15 protein-coding genes are annotated in these 15,485 nt (G+C 72.1%); 7 read left to right on the top strand and 8 right to left on the bottom strand.

The features are described from left to right. Positions 1-21 precede the first annotated feature (21 nt). The gene (locus ACZ6TB_RS07515) at positions 22-333 is read left to right on the top strand and encodes a hypothetical protein (RefSeq protein ID WP_465551696.1); all 312 of its coding nucleotides are present in this window, start codon (positions 22-24) and stop codon (positions 331-333) included. On the opposite strand, the gene ACZ6TB_RS07510 is transcribed toward ACZ6TB_RS07515, so the two are convergent. From ACZ6TB_RS07510 to ACZ6TB_RS07495, 4 genes are all read right to left on the bottom strand, one after another. Beyond that, positions 334-1,128, bottom strand: coding sequence for a DUF6807 domain-containing protein (locus tag ACZ6TB_RS07510; RefSeq protein WP_465551694.1), 795 nt, complete (start codon positions 1,126-1,128; stop codon positions 334-336). It abuts the gene before it with no gap. Next, positions 1,125-1,925 carry a sugar phosphate isomerase/epimerase family protein gene (locus ACZ6TB_RS07505; RefSeq protein ID WP_465551692.1) on the bottom strand — a complete coding sequence of 267 codons (801 nt, stop codon included), beginning with the start codon at positions 1,923-1,925 and terminating at the stop codon, positions 1,125-1,127. Before ACZ6TB_RS07505 ends, ACZ6TB_RS07510 begins: the two co-directional genes overlap by 4 nt. Next, positions 1,922-3,025 (bottom strand): dihydrodipicolinate synthase family protein, encoded by a 1,104-nt coding sequence (locus ACZ6TB_RS07500; RefSeq protein WP_465551690.1) that lies wholly within the window; start codon positions 3,023-3,025, stop codon positions 1,922-1,924. Before ACZ6TB_RS07500 ends, ACZ6TB_RS07505 begins: the two co-directional genes overlap by 4 nt. Before the next feature lie 64 nt (positions 3,026-3,089). Continuing rightward, on the bottom strand, positions 3,090-4,241 hold the full coding sequence (locus tag ACZ6TB_RS07495; RefSeq protein WP_465551688.1) for a Gfo/Idh/MocA family protein: 1,152 nt from the start codon (positions 4,239-4,241) through the stop codon (positions 3,090-3,092). A gap of 107 nt (positions 4,242-4,348) precedes the next feature. Here ACZ6TB_RS07495 and ACZ6TB_RS07490 point away from each other — a divergent pair, with 107 nt between their 5' ends. After that, entirely contained in the window at positions 4,349-5,347 is a 999-nt protein-coding gene (locus tag ACZ6TB_RS07490; protein WP_465551686.1) for a LacI family DNA-binding transcriptional regulator, read from the top strand. A 409-nt stretch (positions 5,348-5,756) separates the two neighbouring features. Then, positions 5,757-6,854 carry a pectinesterase family protein gene (locus ACZ6TB_RS07485; protein ID WP_465551684.1) on the top strand — a complete coding sequence of 366 codons (1,098 nt, stop codon included), beginning with the start codon at positions 5,757-5,759 and terminating at the stop codon, positions 6,852-6,854. An 89-nt stretch (positions 6,855-6,943) separates the two neighbouring features. Here ACZ6TB_RS07485 and ACZ6TB_RS07480 read toward each other — a convergent pair whose 3' ends face one another. Next, a complete protein-coding gene (locus ACZ6TB_RS07480) occupies positions 6,944-7,474 on the bottom strand; it encodes a P-loop nucleotide/nucleoside kinase family protein (RefSeq protein ID WP_465551682.1) in 531 nt (176 codons plus the stop codon). Between the two features lie 180 nt (positions 7,475-7,654). Between ACZ6TB_RS07480 and ACZ6TB_RS07475 the strand changes: the two genes are divergently transcribed. Continuing rightward, the gene (locus tag ACZ6TB_RS07475) at positions 7,655-9,154 is read left to right on the top strand and encodes a pectate lyase family protein (protein ID WP_465552519.1); all 1,500 of its coding nucleotides are present in this window, start codon (positions 7,655-7,657) and stop codon (positions 9,152-9,154) included. Between the two features lie 26 nt (positions 9,155-9,180). Next, positions 9,181-9,795 carry an NADPH-dependent F420 reductase gene (locus ACZ6TB_RS07470; RefSeq protein ID WP_465551680.1) on the top strand — a complete coding sequence of 205 codons (615 nt, stop codon included), beginning with the start codon at positions 9,181-9,183 and terminating at the stop codon, positions 9,793-9,795. Here the strand turns inward: ACZ6TB_RS07470 and ACZ6TB_RS07465 are convergent, their stop codons facing one another. Both ACZ6TB_RS07465 and ACZ6TB_RS07460 read right to left on the bottom strand, forming a co-directional pair. After that, entirely contained in the window at positions 9,796-10,518 is a 723-nt protein-coding gene (locus ACZ6TB_RS07465; RefSeq protein WP_465551678.1) for an anti-sigma factor family protein, read from the bottom strand. Then, complete coding sequence (locus ACZ6TB_RS07460; protein WP_465551676.1) at positions 10,515-11,048, bottom strand: sigma-70 family RNA polymerase sigma factor; 534 nt, start codon at positions 11,046-11,048, stop codon at positions 10,515-10,517. The genes ACZ6TB_RS07465 and ACZ6TB_RS07460 overlap by 4 nt, the downstream gene beginning before the upstream one ends. A gap of 253 nt (positions 11,049-11,301) precedes the next feature. Here ACZ6TB_RS07460 and ACZ6TB_RS07455 point away from each other — a divergent pair, with 253 nt between their 5' ends. Both ACZ6TB_RS07455 and ACZ6TB_RS07450 read left to right on the top strand, forming a co-directional pair. After that, positions 11,302-12,033 carry a hypothetical protein gene (locus ACZ6TB_RS07455; RefSeq protein ID WP_465551675.1) on the top strand — a complete coding sequence of 244 codons (732 nt, stop codon included), beginning with the start codon at positions 11,302-11,304 and terminating at the stop codon, positions 12,031-12,033. A gap of 262 nt (positions 12,034-12,295) precedes the next feature. Beyond that, positions 12,296-14,713, top strand: a complete 2,418-nt coding sequence (locus ACZ6TB_RS07450) for a winged helix-turn-helix domain-containing protein (protein WP_465551673.1) — start codon at positions 12,296-12,298, stop codon at positions 14,711-14,713. Between the two features lie 14 nt (positions 14,714-14,727). Here ACZ6TB_RS07450 and ACZ6TB_RS07445 read toward each other — a convergent pair whose 3' ends face one another. Next, positions 14,728-15,462: a TetR/AcrR family transcriptional regulator C-terminal domain-containing protein gene (locus ACZ6TB_RS07445; RefSeq protein WP_465551671.1), complete on the bottom strand. Its 735-nt coding sequence runs from the start codon at positions 15,460-15,462 to the stop codon at positions 14,728-14,730. Positions 15,463-15,485: the final 23 nt, after the last annotated feature.

Genomic DNA, 15,485 nt, shown 5'->3' with positions numbered 1-15,485 from the left:
CTGCCCGCCGTGGTGAGCCGGATGCGCGCCTTCGCCATCGCCGCCGCCTGGATCGTGGCCGGGCTGGCGGCCGGGATCGTGGCGTTCGCGGCGGCCGGCGGCGGGGTGGACGACGGGCTGCGGACGGCGGTGACCGGCAGCCTGGTGTGGGGCGGCATCTTCCTGCCGGGATGCCTGGTGGTGGCCGGCGTGTGGGTGGTGGCCGGCAGCCGGAACGCCCGGTCGTCGGCGTCGCTGGGCGGGCAGGCGGCGCTGTTCGGGCTGGCGGCGGTGCTGGTCGCGGTGTTGCTGCTGGCGGTGCTCGAGCAGGCGGCGGGGAGATCCGCGGTCTGACTAGCCGAGGGCTTCCTCGATCTCGGGGCGGGTCAGGGCGCCGTCCGCGATCAGCACTCTCATGGTTCGGGCCAACGGGGCGTCGGGCTTTATCGGCAGCGGGTCGGTGAAGGCCAGGGCGGCGCAGACGCCGACGTACTCCGACGTGCGGACGAACCAGCGGTCGGCGTCGGCCAGGCCGCGGAAGACCAGCGTGTAGCGGTCGGCGACGACGACGGCCAGCCACGGGTCGGCGTTGCCGTGCGGGCTGTCCGAAGCCGAGGAGAAAGCCACCGCGGGGCCGGGCGCGCACCGCCAGAAGAAGCCGCCGTAGCCGGCCTGGCCGGGGCGGCCGTGGGTGGCGGGGCTGCCCAGGGTCACCTCGGCGTCGGTGGGGGTGCTCAGGGCGTACCGGAAAATCAGCTCCCAACCGCGCGGCGCGGGAGTGGCGGTCACCGTGCGTTGCTCGCGCAGGATCGCCTCGCCGGCGGCCGACTGCCATTCCAGGGTGGCGGCGAAACCGTCGGGGACCGGGGTGAAGGAGACCGGGACGATGCGGCCGTGGTCGTCGAGCCAGACGTAGCCGCCGTCGCGGACGTAGGTGCGGCCGCCCCAGAAGTTGTACTCGCCGACGTCGGCGATGGTCACCGAGGCGCCCATGTGCCAGGGGTGGTCCGCACACAGCGCGTCGGTGACCACCACTCCGGAGAGTGTGCGGACGGGGTGCAGGTACGGGCGCGGGGCCAGCCGGATGTCCAGGTCGGGGAGCTCGTAGGTGGCCACGGCCGCGCCCCCGACGCGCAGGGTGGCGCTCACGTGGTGGCCGCCCGGTAGCCGGCGTAGGCCTCGGCCAGGACCTCGGCGCCGGGGCGGGACCAGACGTCCTCGTGGAAGACCTCGACCTCGGTCCAGCCGTGATAGCCGGCCTCGCGGACGGCGGTGGCGAAGCGGCGCATGTCGATGCAGCCGGTGCCGGGGAGGCCGCGGCCGAGCAGGACGCCCTCGGGGAGCGGGGTGATCCAGTCGGCCAGCTGGAAGGCGGCGATCCGGCCCTGGCGGCCGGCCTCGCGGATGTGGTCCCAGACCTGGTCGTCCCACCACAGGTGGTAGGTGTCGACGCAGACGCCGACCGCGGCGGCGGGGTAGGGCGCGGCCAGGGCGAGGGCCTGGCCGAGGGTGGCGACCACGCAGCGGTCCGAGCAGAACATCGGATGCAGGGGCTCGATCGCGAGGCGTACGCCGGCGGCGAGCGCATCGGGGACCAGCGCGCCGATCGCGTCGCCGACGTGGCGCCGGGCGGCGTCGAGGTCGCGGGACCGGCCCGGGAGGCCGCCGCTGACCAGGACCAGCGTGTCGGTGCCGAGCGTCGCCGCCTCCTCGATCGCGCGGCGGTTGTTGTCGTACCAGTCCGCCTCGTGGAAGAAGCCGCCGCGGCACAGGGAAGAAACCGTCACCCCGGCGTCGCGGACCAGGGCGGCGGCCTTGTCGAGGCCGTATTCGGCGACCTCCTCCCGCCACAGGCCGACCGCGGAGACGCCGGCGGCGGCGCACCCGGCGACCAGGTCGTCGAGGGGCCAGCGCTTGGTGGTGGCCTGGTTGAGCGAGAAACTCATCGGTCGAGTCCTACCGTGGTGAGCCAGGCCCGGGCACGGGCGGTGGCCAGGTCGGCGTCGGGGAGAATTCCGGCCTGGTCGGCCACGCGCATGAGCTCGAGCAGGTGGCTCGGGGAACGGCCGGCCTGCGCGCCGGCGACCATCGTCAGGTGCTCTTGATGACCGGCGAGCCAGTTCAAGAAGACAATGCCGGTTTTATAGTGATATGTCGGCGTCTTAAACAGATGCCGGGCCAGAGGCAGCGTCGCCTCCATAATCTGGTCATATGCCGAAATGTCGCCTGCGTCCAGTGATCGGAACGCGGCGGCGGCGGGCGGGGCGATCACGGCCAGGACGCCGAGCAGCGCCTCCGAGTGCCCGACGGAGTCACCGCGAATCAGGGACGGATAGTTGAAGTCGTCGCCGGTGTACATGCGGACCCCGGCGGGGAGGCGCCGCCGCATCGAGATCTCGCGGTCGGCGTCCAAGAGGGACATCTTGATGCCGTCGACCTTGTCCGCGTGCTCCCCGATGATCTCGAGAACGACGTCGTCGCCGCCCCAGTACCCGGCCAGCGCGGGATCGAAGGCCTCCCCCAGCCAGTGCAGCAGGACCTTGCCGTCGGCCTCGGACAGCAGCTCGCCGTAGACGCGGCGGTAGTCGTCGGGCCCGGTGGCGGCCGCCGCGAGATGCCGCGAACACATGAGGACCGGTTGGGCGCCGGCTTCCTGCACGTCGGCGAGCTGTTCCGCGTACGCCTTCCGGATGTCGTCGATCGTGGCCGGTCCGGCGGGCAGCTGGTCGGTGCCCACGCCGGCCACGATCGCGCCCCCGGCCGCCCGGGCCTCGGCGGCGCTGCGCCGGATCAGCTCGCGGGTGGCCGGATAGTCGAGCCCGGCGCCGCGCTGGGCGGTGTCCATCGCCTCGGCCACCCCGAAGCCGTAGGACCAGAGGTGATGGCGGAAGCGCAGGGTGGCGTCCCAGTCCAGGGTGGCCGGCGCACCGGGGATGTTCTCCGCATGCTGGTCGGCGGTGACGGGCGCCGCGGCGTACGCGATGCGGCTCCGGAATTTGACCTTGTCGGCCGTGTAGGCAAGGCCGTGCCCGCTGAAGGTGATCATCGGAGAAACTCCAGGAAGTGGGAGGAGGCGCCGAGAAGGGCGACACGCGCGGCGATCAGAAAACTCATCTCGCCAGCTCCGGGATCTCGAGGCGGCGGCCCTCGCGGGACGACCGCAGGCCCAGCTCGGCCACCTGCACGCCGCGGGCGCCGGCCCAGAGGTCACCGGCGTAGGGGGCGTCCTCGGCGACGTACCGCAGAAATTGCTCCCACTGCGCCCGGAAGCCGTTGGGGAAGACCGCGTTGTCGGGAACCTCCTGCCACTGCTCGCGGAATCGCTGCGTGGTCGGCACGTCCGGGTCCCAGACCGGCTTGGGCGTGGCGACGCGCGGCTGGATGCGGCAGTGATGCAGGCCCGCGACCGCGCTGCCGTGCGTGCCGTCGACCTGGAACTCGACGAGCTCGTCGCGGTTGACCCGGACCGCCCACGACGAGTTGATCTGCGCGATGACGCCGCCGTCGAGCTCGAAGATCCCGTACGCCGCGTCGTCGGCGGTCGCCTCGTAGGCCGCGCCCTCCTCGTCCCACCGGCGGTCGATGTGGGTGACCGCCCGGGCGGTGACCGCGCGGACCGGGCCGAAGACCTGCTCGAGCACGTAGTGCCAGTGCGGGAACATGTCGAGGACGATGCCGCCGCCGTCGGCCGCCCGGTAGTTCCAGGACGGGCGCTGGGCCGCCTGCCAGTCGCCCTCGAAGACCCAGTAGCCGAACTCGCCGCGGACCGAGAGGACTTTTCCGAAGAATCCGCCCTCGACCAGCCGGGCCAGCTTCCGCAGGCCGGGCAGGTAGAGCTTGTCCTGCACGACGCCGTGCTTGACGCCGGCCGCGTCGGCGAGGCGGGCCAGCTCGACCGCCTGCTCGAGGGTCTCGGCCACCGGCTTCTCGGTGTAGATGTGCTTGCCGGCGTCGATCGCCATCTGCAGGGCCTTGACCCGGGCCGAGGTGACCTGGGCGTCGAAGTAGATCTGGACGTCCGGGCGGGCCAGGGCGGCCGGCAGGTCGGTGGTCCAGTCGGTGAGGCCGTGCCGCTCGGCGATGTCGCGCAGCTTGGTCTCGCTGCGGCCGACGAGCACCGGCTCGGGCCAGAGCACCGACCCGTCGCGGAGCGGCAGGCCGCCGTCCTGGCGGATGGCGAGCACCGAGCGGAGCAGGTGTTGCCGCAGCCCCATTCGCCCGGTGACGCCGTTGAGCACGATTCCGATGGTCGTCCGGCCCATGCCGCTGGTCCTCCGCTTTCGCCCTCGGCGCTTAGGTAAGCGCTTTCCTAGACCGTAACGGGCGCGCTGCCGTGCGGGCAAGACCGGCGCAGGTATCCTCCCGGGTCATGGCCACTTTGGCGGACGTCGCACGGCACGCGGGCGTGTCCACCGCGACCGCGTCCCGCATCATCAACGGCAGCCCGAAGCCGGTCGCGGACACCCTGCGTGCGCGGGTCCTGGCGGCGGTGGCCGAGCTCAAGTACGTGCCCAACGCGCACGCCCAGATGCTGGCCCGATCGCACCGCAGCGCCGTCGGGGTGATCGTCCACGACGTCTCCGACCCGTACTTCGCGGAGATCACCCGGGGGCTCCAGCGGGTGGCCGAGGCCGACGGCCGGCTGGCGATCATCTGCAACAGCTACCGGCAGCCGGACCGCGAGCTGGAATACATCGACCTCTTGCACGCCCACCAGGTGGCGGCGATCGTGATCGCGGGTTCGGGCTATCTGGACGCGGCGACGGCGGGGCGGATCGACGACCGGTTGCGCGCGTTCGAGGCGACCGGCGGGCGGATCGCGGTGATCGGCCGGCACGAGCACACCGGGGACGCGATCGTGCCGGACAACGAGGAGGGCGGGTTCCTCGCGGCTTCGCATCTCTATGCGCTGGGGCACACCTCGGTCGCGGTGATCGCCGGGCCGCCGGCTTTGACGACCACGTTCGACCGCTTGGCCGGCGTCCGGCGGGCCGCACGGAAATATCGGCTTAAGCTGGCCAAAGAGCGAATCGTCCATTCCGACTTCACGCGGGACGGCGGGGTCGCCGCGACTTCGGCGTTGCTGGACGCGTTCCCCGACGTGACGGCCATCCTGGCCCTGAACGACTCGATGGCGGTCGGCGCCCTGGCGGCGCTGCGGCCCACGGGCCGGCGGGTGGCGGTGATCGGCTTCGACGACATGCCGATCGCGCGCGACGTGACCCCGTCCCTGACGTCGGTGCGGCTGCCGCTGACCGAGATGGGCGAGCGAGCGATGAGGCTCGCGCTGAGCACGGCCGGCGAGGGCCCGCGCGTGGAGACCATCCCGGCGGAGCTGGTCCAGCGCGAGAGCACTTGGGCTCTTTAGGCCGTACGACCGGAGCCCGCCCGCCCCGTCAGACCGGACGAGTGATCGCCCACCGCCCCCGCGCACCCACCTCCCCGGGCCGTCACCTCCGGGCCACCCACCCCCTTGGCCGCACACCTCCCCTGGCGGCGCACCTCCCCTGGCCCCACCTCCCTCCGCCGGCCCCGCTTCCCTCCGCCGGCCCGCCTCCCCGGACCGCGCGCACCTTCCCCCGACCCGCCTCCCCCGCCGCGCGTCTCGCATGCCGCGCGGACTCGCACATCTCGCATCTCGCACATCGCCCAAGTCGCGGCCGCGCCGATGTGCTCCCGGTGCGCAATGAGGATCCTGTCCCGGTGTTTGGTATTGACGGCGGCCATCGATGGTTCTAACTTCCGCAGGAAAGGCCTTTCCTTAGGAGGTTCCACCGATGCGCAGACGTAGGTTCCTCGAGCTGGCCGGCGGCGGCTTAGCCGGCACGGCCCTTACCGCGGCCGTGGCCGCACCGGCGCAGGCCGCCTATCCGGCCCGCGCCGGGCGCCGCTCCCCGGCCCGGGCCGATCCCCCGTTCGCGGTCGTGGCCGCCGACGGCAGCGGAGACTTCGCGACCATCCAGGCCGCCATCGACGCGGTGCCGGTCGGCAACACCGAGCCGCGGGCGATCTCGGTGCGGCCGGGCACGTACCTGGGTCAGGTCGTCGTGCCGTCGAGCAAGCCGTTCGTGACGCTGACCGGGATGGGGGCCGTGCCCGAGGCCGTGATCATCGGGGACGACCGGGCCAACGGGACCCTCAAGCCCGACGGGACGACCTGGGGCACCTCCGGCAGCGCGTCGGTGACCGTGGACGGGGCCGGGTTCCGGGCTCGCAATCTCACGTTCGCCAATCTGTTCGACGAGGCGGCGCATCCGGAGATCACCTCGAAGCAGGCCGTGGCGGTGCTGACGCGGGCGGACAAGATGGAGTTCGACCGGGTGCGGTTCCTCGGCAACCAGGACACGCTCTACGTCAACAGCAGCGCGGCCGGGGTGGCGAACCGGGCGTACTTCCGCGAGTGCTACGTCGAGGGGGACGTGGACTTCATCTTCGGGCGCGGCACGGCGGTCTTCGACCGGTGCCGGATCCACTCGCTCAACCGCAATTCGAGCCCCAACGGGTACGTGACCGCTCCGAGCCAGGACATTTCCATCCCGTACGGGCTATTGATGCACCGTTGCATGCTCACCTCGGACGCCCCCGCCGGCACGGTGTTCCTCGGGCGGCCCTGGCACCCGAGCAACGACCCCAACGCCATCGGGCAGACGCTGATCCGCGACTCCTGGATCGGCGCGCACATCGGGGCGACCGCCTGGAGCGACTTCGGCACGTGGCCGTGGCGCGACGCGCGGCTGGCCGAGTACCACAACCGCGGACCGGGAGCGATTCCGTCGGCCGACCGCCCGCAGCTGACCGATGCCGAGGCGTCCGACTACACGATGGCCGCGTTCCTGCGGGGTGGCGACGGCTGGCGCCCCCAGTCCTGTAAGTAGCAGTCCTGTAGGTAGGCAGTGAGCCCGCACTCCGCCGCCGCGGAGTGACCGGGCACGACGACCGGAACGCGCCGGGCTGGGCGCACCGGTCAGGACCGCAGCGCGATGTTCGTCCCGAGCCAGTCGTCCACATTCATCGAGGCGTCGTAGACGAGCGGGTTCTCCTCCGCCGCCGGCTCCTCGAACATCGCCACCGCCGCCGCCATCGTCTCGTCCGCCAGGTGCGCGCGCTCGCCCGTCGAGACGTTGCGCCGCCGCCGGGCCGCGATCTCCGCCGCCGGCGTGTTCACGTAGATCAGCACCGCGGGCGCGCCGCAGCTCGCCGCTATCCCGCGCAGCCGGTCGCGCTCACCGCGCTTCAGGCTTCCGCCGTCGAACACCGCCGTCCGCCCAGCCCGCAGCAACCGCGCCAGCCCGTCGAAGGCGCGGGCGTAGACGTCGTCCCAATCCCGCTGGGTCATCGACCGCACGTCGAGGCCGGCCGCGTCGATCTCCGCGTCCACCGACGCATAGCCGAACCGGAAGCGTCGTACCAGCTCACGGCACAGGACGGACTTCCCGGCGTACGGCAGGCCGGTCACGATGTAGAGCTTGGCGCGGATGCCCACCCCGACAGTCAACCACTGCAAATTTTCTGCGTCGTTTTAGCCATTGACTGCAATCGACCTCCGTGTGAACGTTGCCAGGCAAGCGCTTTCCTGAGCGCCCCCGCCGTGGAACGGCCGCCCACCGAGCCGTTCGAGGGAGTTGCCATGCCCGCAGCAGCCACCACCGCCGCCGTCCTCCTCGCTGTCGCCGCGATGGGGTTGGCGGGCCCGCCGCAAGCCGTCACGGCCGGCGCCGCTCCCCCGGCGGGCGCCCGATCAGCGCCCGCCGGGGTGACCGCGGAGCTTGCGGCCGCCGGAATGACCGCGGACCAGGCGGCCCGCGCCGCGCTGGGCCTCCAAGCCGCGCAGGGCGCGCAAGCCGCGCAGGGCGCGCAAGCCGCGCAGGGCGCGCAAGCCGCGCAGGGCGCGCCGACCGCCGCCCAGCGCGCCCAGGGCATCTCCCCCATCGCGCTGCGGCTCGGCCGCGCCGCCCTCCCCGCCAACGACGGCTGGGCCGCCGCCGGCACCGGCACCACCGGCGGCTCGGCCGCCGATGACGCGCACGTCGCCGTCGTGCACGACCGGGCCGAGCTGATCGCCGCGCTCGGCGGGGACGCCGCCACCAACGGGCAGAACGCCACCCCGAAGATCGTCTTCGTGAGCGGCAAGATCGACCTGAACAGGGACGCCGAGGGCAACACGCTGACCTGCGCCGACTACGCCGACCCGGCCTACAGCCTGGACGCCTTCCTGGCCGCCTACGACCCGGCCGTCTGGGGCAGGGCGAGCAAGCCGAGCGGCCCCCTCGAGGAGGCCCGGGTGCGCTCGGCCAAGAGGCAGGGCGACCAGATCAAGGTCAACGTCGGCAGCAACACCACGATCATCGGCATCAACGGCGGCCGGATCACGCACGGCAGCCTGGTGCTGACCGGGATCAGCAACGTGATCGTCCGGAACCTCGAGGTCACCGACGCGGCCGACTGCTTCCCGGCCTGGGACCCGACCGACGGCTCGACCGGCAACTGGAACTCGCTCTACGACCTGATCTCGCTCTCCGGCGCGACCAACGTGTGGATCGACCACAACACGCTCAGCGACGGCAACAACCACGACGAGGACCAGCCGCTCTACCTCGGCCGGCCCTACCAGGTGCACGACGGGGCGTCGGACATCATCAAGGGCTCCGACTACGTCACGGTCTCGTACAACGACTACTACGACCACGACAAGACGATGCTGATCGGCTCGACCGACACCCCGGGCGTGGACGTCGGCAAGCTGCGGGTCACCGTGCACCACAACCGGTTCGGCAACGTGATCCAGCGGGCGCCGCGGGTGCGGTTCGGCCAGGTCGACGTCTACAACAACCTGTACGTGGCCACCGACGAGGACAGCTACCAGTACTCGCTGGGCGTCGGCGTCGAGTCGAGCATCTACGCCGAGAACAACTACTTCAAGCTCAGCGCGGACGTGCCGGTGGCGAACGTGATCCACTACTGGAAGGGCACGAGGATCACCGCGATCGGGTCGCTCGTGCAGGTCGGCAACAAGGCCAAGCCGGTCGACCTGGTCGCCGCCTACAACGCGGCCTACGACCCCGATCTGGCCGCCGACGCAGGCTGGACGCCTTCCCTGCGTACGACCGTGGCTCCGGCCTGGGCAGTGCCGGTAGTGGTCGCAGCGAGCGTGGGAATCCGAAAGCTGGGTTGCTGAGGCCCGGAAAATGGCACGCTGAGGTCATGCACATCGGCGTCATCGGGGCAGGACGACTCGGCGCGACCCTCGCCGAGTGGTGCGCGGAGAGCGGTCACGACGTGGCGGTGACGTCGCGGCATCCGGAGCGGCTCGGCGATCTGGTCGACCGGCTGGGCGATCACGTCACGGCGATGCCGGTGGCGGATGCGGCGGCGTACGCGGACGCGGTGCTCTTCGCGCCCAGCTGGAGCTCGGCCCGGCAGGCCATCGACATGACGGCCGGCGCGCTGAACGGCAAGGTCGTGATCGACGCGACCAACCCGACCGAGGCGACGCCGGACGGCCGCAGCGGGCTCGAGACGCTGATGGGCTGGGCGCCCGAGGCACATTGGGTGAAGGCGTTCAACACCCTGCCGGCGAGCGTGCTGACCCGCCGCCGCGGACACGACCCGCTGCTGGCCGAGTTCGTCTGCACCGACCTGGTCGACGCCCGGCTGACCGCGTCCAAGCTGATCCGCGACCTGGGCTTCGCCCCGATCTTCACGGGCCGCGCCGACACCGCGTACCTGACCGAGACCGGCGGCCCGCTGCAGATGACCGAGGTCAACATCCAGGACGCGACCGACGTCCTGGCCGGCGTCCTCGGCGACTACGTCTGATCAGACGTTCACGCTGACGTACTGCTCGCCCTCGGTGCTCACCACTCGGATGGCGGTCACCTCGGCCGGCTCGATCAGGGCGCTTCCGTTCAAGGTGGTGCCGTTCGCCTCGCCGGCCGGGGAGACCAGCCAGCTGCCGGCCAGCACGGCCTCGCCGTCCTTGCCCACGACCTCGATGCGGCAGCGCTCGCCGGCGGGGATGCCGCCGACCGTCGCGCTCAGGCGGACCCAGCCCATCGCGGGCGTGATGGTCGCGTTGATGTGGGCGCCCGTGTTCGGGTCGGCGGCGGCCACGAACTGGGTGCCGGGCGGGACGCTGGTGGCGGGCGACGAGGTCTGCGCCTGCGGGGTGGTGTCGCCGGACGTGCCGCGGCCCAGGATCACGCCGCCGCCGATGGCGACCACGATGACCGCGGCCGCCGCCGTGGAGAGCATCGCGATGCGGCGCATCCGGCCGCCCGAGGCCTCCTGGCGGACCTGGCGGATCGTGCGCTGCAACAGTAGGTCGGCGTCCTCCGGCGGGCCGTCGAGCAGCATCTCGTCGGGGATCTCGCGCAGGGCCGACGACCACTCCTGCAGCGACTCGATCTCCTCGCGGCACGCGGCACAACCCGCCAGATGCTCGTCGGCCCGCTGCTTCTCCTCGGGCGTGAGCATCTCCATCAGGTAGCCGGCCATGTCGACGTGGTCGTTGGTCGGTGTCGGGTTCTCCGGCGTGCTCATGATGCCAACCGTTCTCTGCCGGCCTCGCGTAGGGCCCGCAACGCATAGTAGGACCGGGACTTCACCGTTCCCGGCGGAATGCCGAGCGCCGCGGCCGCCTCGGTGACCGTGTTGCCCTTGAGATAGACCTGTTCGAGCACCTGGCGATGCTCGTCGGAGAGCCGGCTCAGCGCGTCGACCACCACCATCGAGTTCACCACGCGCTCGGCGTGATCGCCCTCGACCGCGGCGTCGGGCGGGCTCTCCCGCACCTCGGGCGGCCGGCGGTTCCGCGCGCGGATCTGGTCGAGCACGATGTTGCGGACCACGGTCAGCAGCCAGCCGCGCACCGAGCCCTTCGAGCTGTCCAGGCTGTCGGGATGCCGCCAGGCGCGCACGAGCGCCTCCTGGACGACGTCCTCGGCGGCCGCGCGGTCCCGCGTCAGCTGCGTGGCATACGCGAGCATGGCTCGGCCGTGTTCGTTGAACAGCGATCTGACCAGTGCTTCATCGGCCACCTCCCGGCGCGGTCTGGTCTTTGCTGACGGCATCGCGTCTCTCTTTTCCGCGGCACCGGCGACGGTGCCGTTTCGGTACGGGTCCGCCGCCCTTCCGTGGTGCGGCGGACTCGCCGAAGGCGACATCGAAGAACGTACTGCGCCGCGGCTACCTGAGATACGTGCAGGTACGCCCGGACGGATCAAAGATCTTGTGAAGTTGGCATCCCGGGGTGAACCGTCCCGTCGCGGGGGTCGTGTGGGAGGCATGCCCGGATTCCCGCCGGGGTGGCGAAGGAGAGCAGCCATGAGGAACCACAGGATGATCATCATGGTCACGCTGGCCGGCTTGGGCCTGTCCGGTCTGACCGCCTGTGGCAGCCAGAATGCGCCGTCGTTCGATCGTCTGACGCTGCCGGTGGCGCAGACGAAGTCGGCCGACGCTCCTCCGCCGGCCGAAGGCCCCGGCGACCTGACCGGCGCGGCCGCGGATCCGTCCCCCAGCGCGTCCGCGACCGGTCAGGATTCCGGCCGGAAAGCCACGATCGAGAAGCCCACCGTCGCCAAGACCCAGAAGTGGGTGAAGATCTTCAGCGGGCCGTCCGACAAGGACATCACGCCCAACGCCGACAAGGCCAAGGGCAGCCACACGGTCGAGCTCAACGCGGTCGACAACGACCAGATCGGCACGTTCGTGGCCGACGGCGCCGGCCGCACGCTCTACCGCTTCGACGGCGACAAGAACAAGCCGCCGAAGTCGAACTGCAACGGCTCGTGCGCCACGGCCTGGCCGCCGCTGCTGATCAAATCGCCCGGCAAGATCTTCCCGGACGGCATCGACCCCAAGATCATCGGGTACGTCGAGCGCGCCGACCACACGTGCCAGGTGACCATCAACGGCTGGCCCGTCTACTACTTCATCGCCGACGCCAAGGCCGGGGACCTCAACGGCCAGGGCGTGAACGGCAAGTGGTTCGCGATCGACCCGACCGGCGGCAAGACCAAGGCCATCCCCGGGTTCCCGCTCAAGAACAACTGACCGCTCGAGAACAACTGACCGCTCGAGAACAACTGACCGCTCGAGAACAACTGACCTGGCACGAAAACATCGGGGGTCCGCCGGCAGCGTCCATCGCTGCCGGCGGGTCTATTTACGCGGTACGGCCGATCCCGTCAAGTGAAACTGGACAGCACGACACGCCGACCGCAAAGCACGCGCGGCCATCAACCCCAGTTTATGATCCGTGACCAGCGCAAAGAGGTCCCTGGATATCCCCGAATTGGCGGACGGGATGGTAGCCATGACCGGAATCGTCCCTCGTCCACGCCTGTTTTCGCTCCTCGACGACGGCGCACGCCTGCGGGTGACGCTGGTGCGGGCCGGTCCCGGCTGGGGCAAGACGGCCCTGGTCCGGTCCTGGGCGGGCGCCCGCCGCAAGAACACGGCCTGGCTCGATCTGCGTCCCGAGCACCGCGACACCGCCACCATGATCCGGGCGGTCGGCGCGGCGCTGGAGCCGGCCGGCGTCACGCTCGTCGACGACTGCGCCGAGGACGCGGCCGGGCCGGTCTGGCTGGTGCTCGACGACCTCCAGGTGCTCGACGGCGCCGACGCCAACGACGCGCTGGCCCAGTTCATCGACCGCGGGCTGGACTGGCTGCACTTCGTGCTGATCACCCGCAGCGAGCCGGGCCTGCCGCTGCACCGCCTGCGCGCGACCGGCGACCTCACCGAGATCGGCGCCACCGACCTGGCCTTCGACGCCGAGGAGACGGAGGCGGCGGCATTCCATGCGGGCGGGGCGAAGAACGCGGAGGGCTGGCCGCTCGGCCTGCGCCTCGCGACCGAGGCCAAGAATCCCGGCGACGCGACGCGCGACTACCTCCTGCGCGAGGTGGTGGCGGCACAGCCCCCGACCGTACGCCGCTTCCTGCTCCGCACCTGCTTTCCCGACCTGATCTGCGCCGACCTGGCCACCGCCCTGACCGGCGAGACGCACGGCCGGCAGATCCTCGACCACCTCGGGGTCACCGGATTCGTCACGCGCCAGCCCGCCGACCCGCGCTGGTACCGCTACCACGGCCAGCTGCGGGCGGCCCTGCGCCGGCAGTTCGAGGTGGAGGAGCCGGACGCCACCCCGGCGCTGCACGGCTTGATCGCCCGGTGGTTCGCGCAGGAGGGCTCGGTGCCCGAGGCGCTCCGGCATGCCGCGGTGGCGGGCGATTGGGCGTACGCGGGAAGGCTCGTCGCCGAGCGCGCGATCGCGATGCTGCTCTCCGGCCGCCGCGACGACCTGCTCGCCGCGATCCGCACGATTCCCGCCGAGCAGTTGCCCACCACCGCCGAGCTGAGTCTCTGCGCCGCCTTGCTGATGTACGCCGGCGGGAACCTCCCGGCGGTCCCGGCCCGCATCGAGCAGGCCCGCCGGATGGCCGCCGCCCGCGAGCCGGCCCGGCGCATCGCCCTCGACGCCGCGCTCGCCGTGCTCGAGGCGGGCGCGGTGATCCGGGTCGCCGGCGACATGCCCGAGCTCGTGCGGGCCACCACCGCGATCCTCGAGCTGCTGCGCCCGGCCCGCCTCGACGAGGTGCCGGCGCTGCTGCAGCTGCGGTCGTTCGCGCTGGCCAACAAGGGCGTGGGTCTGCTCTGGGTCGGCCGGCTCGATCAGGCCGACCAGTTCCTGTGGTCGGGCATGACGGCGGCGCGCTCGGCCGGGGCGGAACTGGTCGAGGTGAACGCCCTGGGCTACCTGGGGCTGCTGGCGTACTTCCAGGGGTCGCTCGGCGAGGCCGCCGACCACGCGGCCGCCGCCGAGGATCTGGCCCGCCGCCTGGCCATGGAGTCGGCGCCGCAGGCCGCGACGGCGCACCTGGTGGTCGCGCTGATCGAGCTCGAGCGCCACCGGATCGCCGAGGCCCAGTCCGCGCTGCGCCGCGCCCTGCACACCGGCATGCACCCGCCCGAGGCGGTCACCGCGGTGCTGACCTCGCTGGTGCGGGTGCAGCTGCTGCTGGCCGGCGACGACCCGGTCGCGGCCCGCGCGCTGCTCGAGTCCACCCGCGACGAGGCCGGCCCGATGCCGGTCGCGCCCCGCCTGGACCGCTGGCTGCGGCTGATCGAGGCCGAGGTGGCGCTGGCCATGCACCAGCCCGACCGGGTGGTGACGCTCTACCCGCCCAGCGGGCGGCTGCGCCCGGCCGAGCAGGTGTGCCTGGGCCGCGCCTACCTCGCGCTGGGCTCGCTGGACAAGGCCGAGGAGCTGCTGAGCCGGGCCGCGAACAGCCCGCACATGGTCGCGGCGGTGACCGCGTGGATCGGGCTGGCCCTGGTCGCCGAGGCGCAGGGGCACGTGAGCCGCTCGGTCGACGCGATGTCCCGGGCCGGGCAGCTGGCCCGCCGCAACGGCATCCGCCGCCCGTTCCGCCGCTTCGACGCGTCCCGCATCGAGGTCCTCACCGGCCGGCAGCGCTGGCTCGAGGAGGTCTTCGAGGAGTCGCCGGACCCGGCCGAGCCCGCCGCGCTGGCCGACGCGCTCAGCGAGCGGGAGCACGACGTGCTGCGCTTCCTGCCGACCGTGCTGACCGCCGCCGAGATCGCCGGCAACCTCGGCATCTCGGTGAACACCGTGAAGGCGCACATGCGGGCGATCTACCGCAAGCTCGGCGCGGCCCGGCGCCGCGAGGCCGTCGTGCGCGCCCGCCAGCTGGGCCTTCTTTAAGAGATCGGCCTTCTTTAGGAGAGGTACGCCTCGACGCCGTCCAGGATCCGGGCCAGGCCGAACGCGAAGTCGGTGTCGGGGTCGTCGGCCTCGTCCATTGCCCCGGCGTCGATCACCCGCCGCAGCATCGGGAACCGGTCGGCCTGCACCAGCTGCCGCATCAGCTGACCGAACTCGGCCATGGTCGCCTCGACCGTGCGCCCGTCGTGCGCCGCCGCGTCGGCCATCTGCCCCCGCAGCGTCGCCTCGTTGCGCACGAAGCCGGTCAGCAGCAGCATCACCGACAGCTTCCGCGGCTCGTCGATGCCGGTGCCGTCGAGCGCCGCCAGCCCCGCCTCCATCCAGGCCAGCTGCCGCGGCGTCGCGGGCGGCCCGGCGACCGGCACCTGCAGGAACCAGCGCTCCGCACGGAACATCGCGATCATCGCGTACGCCCATCGCTCCAGCGCCGCCCGCCAGCTCTCGCCCTCGGCCCGCGGCGCGGGCGGCTCCCCCGACGCCGCCTCGAGCATGAGGATCGTGAGCTCGTCCTTGTTCGCCACGTAGCGGTAGAGCGACATCGGCTTGGTCGCCAGCTCGGCCGCGACCCGGCTCATCGACACCGCCCCGAAGCCCTCGGCCCGGGCGACCGCCACCGCCGCGCCGACGATGCGCTCGACGCTCAGCGCCGGTTTCGGCCCCCGCGTCGGCCGCTCCCGGTGGCCCCAGGCCGCGCGGAGGGGCGGCGGCAGCGCGCTGAGGTCGGTCATGTGTCGTCTTTCTCCCTCGGTCT

The sequence above is a fragment of the Actinoplanes sp. NPDC051537 genome, from assembly GCF_055586105.1.
The sequence above is the reverse complement of the archived record's forward strand: the minus strand, read 5'-3'. Positions and strand labels throughout refer to the sequence as shown.